This window comes from uncultured Acetatifactor sp. (assembly GCF_948601915.1).
GTDB lineage: Bacteria > Bacillota > Clostridia > Lachnospirales > Lachnospiraceae > Acetatifactor.
Window position 1 is genome coordinate 1 of the sequence record NZ_CAPDXS010000080.1, and the last position, 6,134, is coordinate 6,134.

Below are 6,134 nucleotides of genomic sequence, written 5' to 3' on the forward strand. Positions count from 1 at the left end.
TGCTGTCATCCGATATACGTGATTTTGGATAGATTGATACATATTTTGGTGAAGGAAAGGAGCCGGTGAGATGGGGGAAAGAAATGCGCAGGTGGGCATCATAACGTTCCACTGTTCGAATAATTATGGGGCCATGCTCCAGGCCTATGGGCTGAAACGGTTCCTGAACGGCAAGGGGATAGGGACGGAGATTGTCCGCTATGAACCGCCCTATATGACAGGCCGCCACTGGTGGATTCCCTATGCCCCCATTCAGGGGCTGAAGGGCCGTATATGGGGGTTGTTCCATATGTGGAACGGCTTCCTGGCCCATATGCGGGTGCGGGAGGAGTTTTCCAGGCAGCGGGCCAACATGGAGCGGTTCCGCAGGACTTACCTGCTGGAGCCGGGCCAGCGCAAGGCCCTGTCCGTCAGGGGGCTTAGGAAGCTCACCTACCGGTGCTATATCGTGGGCAGCGACCAGATATGGAACCCGGCCATCACCTGCGGGCTGCGGAGGGCCTATTTCGGGGCTTTTCAGGCCAGGGGGAAGGAGAAGGTGATTTCCTACGCCGCCAGCTTCGGCGGAGCGTCCATTCCTGACCGGTATGACGAAAAATTCGGGAGGCTGGTGAGGCATGTGGACGCCCTGTCCGTCCGGGAGGAAGCGGCCATTCCTTATGTAAAGAGATTTTACGAAGGGGAGGTGGCCGCGGTGCTGGATCCGGTGTTCTTCCTGGAGAGGGAGACCTGGCAGCAGGCGGAAAAGGCCCCGGAGAAAAAGGGCTATATACTGGTGTACGTCACGGAGGGCAACCGGAGGATGGCGGAGTACGCCGGGAAGCTGGCCCGGGAGAAGAAGCTGTCCGTGGTGGAGGTGCGGGCCGGGCTCCAGGGGGCCGATCAGGGCTTCGACCTGGACGTGACGGCCGGCCCGGCGGAATTTCTGGGGTACATCCACCATGCGGACTATGTGGTGACCAATTCCTTCCACGCGGTGGCGTTCAGCATCATTTTTCAGAAGAAGTTCCTGGCCTTCGCCCACAGCAGCTTAAGCGCCAGGCTGCAGAACATTCTGCGGATTCACGGCCTGGAGGACAGAATCTGTGGGGAGGGCGACAGGGATATCGACGCCCTGGTGGACTGGGGGGAAGTCCGGCGGCGGACGGTGGAGGCCTCCCGGGCCTCCGGGGAGTTCCTGCTGGGGAACCTGCGGGGGATCTGGGCAGTTTGAGGACGGGGCGGATTCTGCCGGGGGCGGCGTGTACATGAAAGGGGCGGGAGCGGGGATGGAGCTATATCGGAAGAAAGAGGAATGCTGCGGCTGCGGCGCATGCGGGGACATATGCCCTGTGGGCGCGATACGGATGGCCATGGACGGAGAGGGCTTCCTGTATCCGGAAATCGACGAAAAAAAGTGCATAAAATGCGGGAAATGTGAGCGGACATGTCCTATAAGAGAAGCATCCCACGGCGGGGACGCATCTCACGGAAATCCCGGGAAAGCGGAGAACTCTTATTTCGGCATCCGGGCCAGGGACAGAAATCTGCGCCTGGCCAGCTCCTCCGGCGGCATGTTCCCGCTGCTGGCGGACTATGTGCTCCGGCGGCAGGGGGTGGTCTACGGAGCTGCTTTTGACCAGCATATGAGAGTGGCGCACCGAGAGGCGTGCGGCGGGGAAGAGCTGGACGCCCTGAAGCGGACGAAATATGTCCAGAGCGACCTGACGGGAACCTATGGCCGCATCCGGCAGCGGCTGGCGGAGGGCAGATGGGTGCTGTTCGTCGGTACGCCCTGCCAGGCCCATGCCCTGAGACGGTTCCTGGGGAAAACATGGCCGAAGCTAATCGTGGCGGACCTGGTCTGCTATGGCGCCCCTTCCCCCGGCATCTGGGCCTCCTATGTGAAGTGGCTGGAGCGGAAGCGGGGCGGCAGAATGACTGCGTTCTCCTTCCGGGACAAGAGGGCGGGGGACAACGGACATACCTGCGCCTATGTGGTAGACGGGAAAGAGTATGCCGGAAGCCTGAATTCCGATATGTTCTGCAGGATGTACTTCACGGATCATATCATCCGGCCCTCCTGCCATGCCTGCGGCTATTGCACCGTGGACAGGGACAGCGATTTCACCCTGGGGGACTTCTGGGGGATCGAGAAGGCCCGGCCGGACATGGACGACGGTTTGGGCACCTCCATGGTCATCCTCCACACCGACCTGGCCAGGGAAATCTGGGAGGAGATGAAGGGGGAGGCGGACTGGTTCCCCTGCGGCCGGGAGGACGTGCTGCAGCCAAGGCTGAAAGGCCCCACCCCTGCGGCGGCAGGGCGGGACAGGTTCATGGGTCTGTACCGGAGGCTGCCCTTCGGGCTGTTCGTGGATTGGTTCCGGCTGAATCTGTCATGGAGAGAATTACAGAGGCGGCTGACGGGAGGAAGAGGCGGGAAATGAGACGGATACGGAATTCGGAGGAAAGCGACATGAGGGAAATGTTCAGATACCTGACAGGCATACTGGAGAAAAAGGAGCAGAGGACCTGGAAGCTGTACGCGGCTTTCAGCCTGGTGAGTCCGGTGGTGGACATCTTCAGCTTTTCTGTCATCATCTACATCATCAACAGGGTGGTGCAGGAAAACCGGGCATCCGATAGACTGATAGCTTTTACGCTGTTCATGATACTGTTGTCCCTGCTGAAATGCCTCTTCGAGCTCTATAAGAGCAGAGTCTCCAACCGCTTCGTCTACAATGGAGCCCAGAAACTGTCCATGAAGATCTACGAGCTGCTGATCAAGGAGGATTTGGGGGAGCACAGCAAAAAAAGCGCCATGCAGGCCCTGAACATGGTCCGCAACGATACCACCAGCTGCATCCAGATCATCATGGACTGCATCGGAATCGTGGTGAACGGCATCACCATGGCGGGCTATGGGGTGATGTTGGTCTATGTGTCCAAATGGATGGGAGTGGCCAGCTGCATCGTATTGCTTGCGCTCATGGCCTTTGTGTTCGTCCGGATGCGGGCGCGGATGAAGGCCTACGGAGAGAAATCCCGGGCCTGCTCCATCAAGGCCAATTCCCAGATTACCATTGCCTACGGTTCCTTCAAGGAGATGAAGATCGACGACCGCTGCGCCTTCGTCCTGGGGAAATACAGAGAGGCCAGCAGCGACTACGCCCAGGTGCAGGGGGAATACAGATATAAGCTCAACAGCATCGCCGTCATCCTGCAGAATTCCATCATGGCGGCCATGTTCGTGATATTGGCGGTGATTCTCGTATTCGGCACGGACCTGGCCATGGTGCTTGCGCCTATGGTGGTGTACATCACGGCTTTGGTCAGGATGCTGCCCATGGCCTATACCATCTTAAGCGGGATGAACAATGTGGAGTTCGCCGGGAAAGCCTATGAGGCCATCCGGGAGAGCATGGGGAGATATGCCGGAATCAAGGAGGAGGAAGGGCGTATGGGCCAACTGCGCCAGAAGCGCCTGACCTTTGAGAAAGGGGTCTGCGTCAGGAACCTGACCTTTGGCTACAATGACAGGGTGAAGATATTCGAGGATGCCTCCATCGACATTCCGGTGGGCTGCTCCATCGCCATCATTGGGGCTTCCGGGGCGGGGAAGACCACCTTTGTGGATCTCCTGTTAGGCCTTTTGAAGCCGCAGGGGGGCCATGTGTTCTTTGATGACTATGACATTGTAGGCCAAAGGGATTCCCAGGGGCCCTGCAGGGCAAGCATGGGGGAGCTGGTAAGCTACATCCCCCAGACCGTGTACCTGAACGGGGAGACCGTGCAGAACAATGTGGCTTTTTTTGAGGACGAGAGGGAAATCGATGAGGCAAGGGTGGAGGAATGCCTCAGATGCGCCCAGATATGGGAGGACGTCCAGCGGATGCCGGACGGGGTGCACACCCTGATCGGAGAGAACGGGACCGCCATTTCCGGGGGACAGCGGCAGAGGATCGCCCTGGCCCGGGCGCTGTACAAGGACTTTGAGCTGCTGGTGATGGATGAGGCCACCGCGGCGCTGGACATGGAGACGGAGATGGCGGTCATCGATTCTATCCGCCAGATCAAGGAGAACAAGACGCTGATCATGGTGACCCACCACATGAGCCTGGCCAATGAGTGCGATGCGGTGTATAAGATTGAGGACAGGAAGATCCTGCGGGTGAAATAGGATATGCTCTGTGGGAACCGCTCCGAAGGAATTCCGGAAAGCCGCGTGATATGTGGTCTGGAGGCTTCAAAAATACGCTCTCGGAATTTCAGAAAGCAGAATCAGGCCTTTTCGAAAGTAAAAGAGATGGGAATGGGAGGAAGGAACATGGATTCAGTGGGAAGGAATCGGAAGGAGGGGCTGGTATCCATCGTCACGCCGGTCTACAATGGGGAGGCGCATCTGGCAGGGATGCTGGACTCCGTGCTGTCGCAGACCTATCCCGGGATAGAGATGATTCTTGCGGATGACGGCTCCGCGGACGCGACCTTACAGGTGGCGGAGGGCTATCGGGAAAGGTTCGCCGCCAGGGGTTACGCCTACCGCATCGTACAGGCGTCCCACAGGAACGCCTCCGCCGCCATCAACGCAGGGCTTCCCTATGTGACAGGGGAGTATTTAATCTGGCCCGACAGCGATGATGTGCTGGAGCCGGAGTCCGTGGCGAAAAGGGTGGCGTTCCTCGCGGGGCACCCCCAGTACCAATGCGTCAGGTCCCTGTCCTATTATTTCGATGAAAACACAGGAGAGCGGCTGGACAAGGCCGATGAGCAGCGGGGGGATCTGTCGAAAGAGGATTTGTTCTGGGACATCCTGGAGTCCAGGACCTTCGTCTGCTGCGGCTGCTACATGTTCAGGTCGGAGCCTTTTTTCCGCATCTATCCCCAGAGGCATATCCCGGAATATGACGTGGGGCAGAATTTCCAGATGCTGCTGCCCTTCGTGTACCGATACAAATGCCCGACTATCCGTGAAGAACTGTACGGCGTGGCGGTTAGGGCCGGGAGCCATTCCAGGACGGGCCTGACACAGCAGCAGGAGGAGAAAAAGTACGCGGACTATGAGCGCCTGGTGGACGATATCGCGGAGCTCTGCGGCCTGGAAGACGAGGAGTCGAGACGGCGCGTCACAGGCTGGAAAGCCGCCCGCCGCTATCGGATTTCCCTGAAATACCGCCGGTGGAAGGAGGCGCTGAAAGCCCTGGGAAGGCTGCGCAGCTGCGGGGGCTTCCGTATGGGGGACGCGCTGAAGGAGGTCATCTGGGCATTTTTCGTCAAGGGCTGGGTGGCGGAGAAGGTCTATCCCGTCTACCGGAAGATATGCTGCTACCTGCGCTCCAGCCAGGCATAGCTCACCCGGGAGATCAGGGCCGTGAGGAGATAGCAGCGAAGCCAAAAGGCGCTTACCAGGATTCTGCGGGGCAGGATGCCGGTGGAGAGGTTCTGCCTCATCGCCTGCCTGTAGAGCGGGCTGCGCCGCATTTCCCGGCAGAGGCGGCGGCTCTCCCGGTACTTCCTGGTGCTCAGGGGACTGAATATCTCCCGGATGAGCACATAGGTCAGATTCTCCAGCGCATAAGAGCAATAGTCGCGCTGCAGCCGGGGGAACATGCCGTTTTTCTCCAGCGCCTCCCTGACAGCCTCCAGCAGCCTCCCATGGTTCTGCCGCAGGCCGGGATTGAAGTGATGGGAGGAGGAGTCTCCGTGGATGTCATAAAAGTATACCGTTTTGGGGATGTAGGCGCAGGATTTCGCCCGCAGCTGGTACTCCAGGTTGAAGAGCAGGTCCTCCCCAATTCGGATATCCGGTGAAAAACGGATGGAATACCGTTCTATCAGGCTCCGCCTGTATGCCCTGGCGCAGGGCGTGCGGAAATCCGGGGAACAGCTCTCTGTCAGAGGCCGGGGCACCAGGATGCGGCTGATCAGGTTCAGCATCTCCCCGCCCTGGTAGAGAAGCGCTTTTTCTGAGAAGTTATCAGCGCCTTGTCCGTCCCGGACGTTCGGGGCGCGGTCTGGGACGATGCCATCGGAGCCGGTTGCGAAGTCCAGTGATAGATGCACGGCATCGGCGCAGGCCGTTGCCCCTGAAAGGCCGCTATCTGCCGCCCCCGGAAGGCTGCTATCCATCGCCCCTGAAAGGCCGCTATCTG

General features: G+C 59.2%; 4 protein-coding genes and 1 pseudogene. 4 read left to right on the forward strand and 1 reads right to left on the reverse strand.

Features of this window, described 5'->3' with window-relative positions:
- Positions 1-70 precede the first annotated feature (70 nt).
- The 4 genes from Q2B33_RS14275 to Q2B33_RS14290 all read left to right on the forward strand — a co-directional run bounded on the left by Q2B33_RS14275 (position 71) and on the right by Q2B33_RS14290 (position 5,332).
- On the forward strand, positions 71-1,213 hold the full coding sequence (locus Q2B33_RS14275; RefSeq protein ID WP_300568033.1) for a polysaccharide pyruvyl transferase family protein: 1,143 nt from the start codon (positions 71-73) through the stop codon (positions 1,211-1,213).
- Between the two features lie 34 nt (positions 1,214-1,247).
- The gene (locus Q2B33_RS14280) at positions 1,248-2,429 is read left to right on the forward strand and encodes a Coenzyme F420 hydrogenase/dehydrogenase, beta subunit C-terminal domain (RefSeq protein WP_300568036.1); all 1,182 of its coding nucleotides are present in this window, start codon (positions 1,248-1,250) and stop codon (positions 2,427-2,429) included.
- 29 nt (positions 2,430-2,458) lie between these two features.
- Positions 2,459-4,162 carry an ABC transporter ATP-binding protein gene (locus tag Q2B33_RS14285; RefSeq protein WP_300914081.1) on the forward strand — a complete coding sequence of 568 codons (1,704 nt, stop codon included), beginning with the start codon at positions 2,459-2,461 and terminating at the stop codon, positions 4,160-4,162.
- A gap of 147 nt (positions 4,163-4,309) precedes the next feature.
- Entirely contained in the window at positions 4,310-5,332 is a 1,023-nt protein-coding gene (locus Q2B33_RS14290; RefSeq protein ID WP_300568042.1) for a glycosyltransferase family A protein, read from the forward strand.
- Here Q2B33_RS14290 and Q2B33_RS14295 read toward each other — a convergent pair.
- Positions 5,308-6,134: pseudogene (locus Q2B33_RS14295) on the reverse strand (hypothetical protein); the annotation flags it as partial. The gene Q2B33_RS14290 and the pseudogene Q2B33_RS14295 sit on opposite strands and share 25 nt — an antisense overlap.

Bases quoted from the DNA above. Each gene is read 5' to 3' on its own strand.
- Q2B33_RS14275 (WP_300568033.1), top strand. From the start codon at position 71: ATGGGGGAAAGAAATGCGCAGGTGGGCATCATAACGTTCCACTGTTCG.
- Q2B33_RS14280 (WP_300568036.1), top strand. From the start codon at position 1,248: ATGAAAGGGGCGGGAGCGGGGATGGAGCTATATCGGAAGAAAGAGGAA.
- Q2B33_RS14285 (WP_300914081.1), top strand. From the start codon at position 2,459: ATGAGGGAAATGTTCAGATACCTGACAGGCATACTGGAGAAAAAGGAG.
- Q2B33_RS14290 (WP_300568042.1), top strand. From the start codon at position 4,310: ATGGATTCAGTGGGAAGGAATCGGAAGGAGGGGCTGGTATCCATCGTC.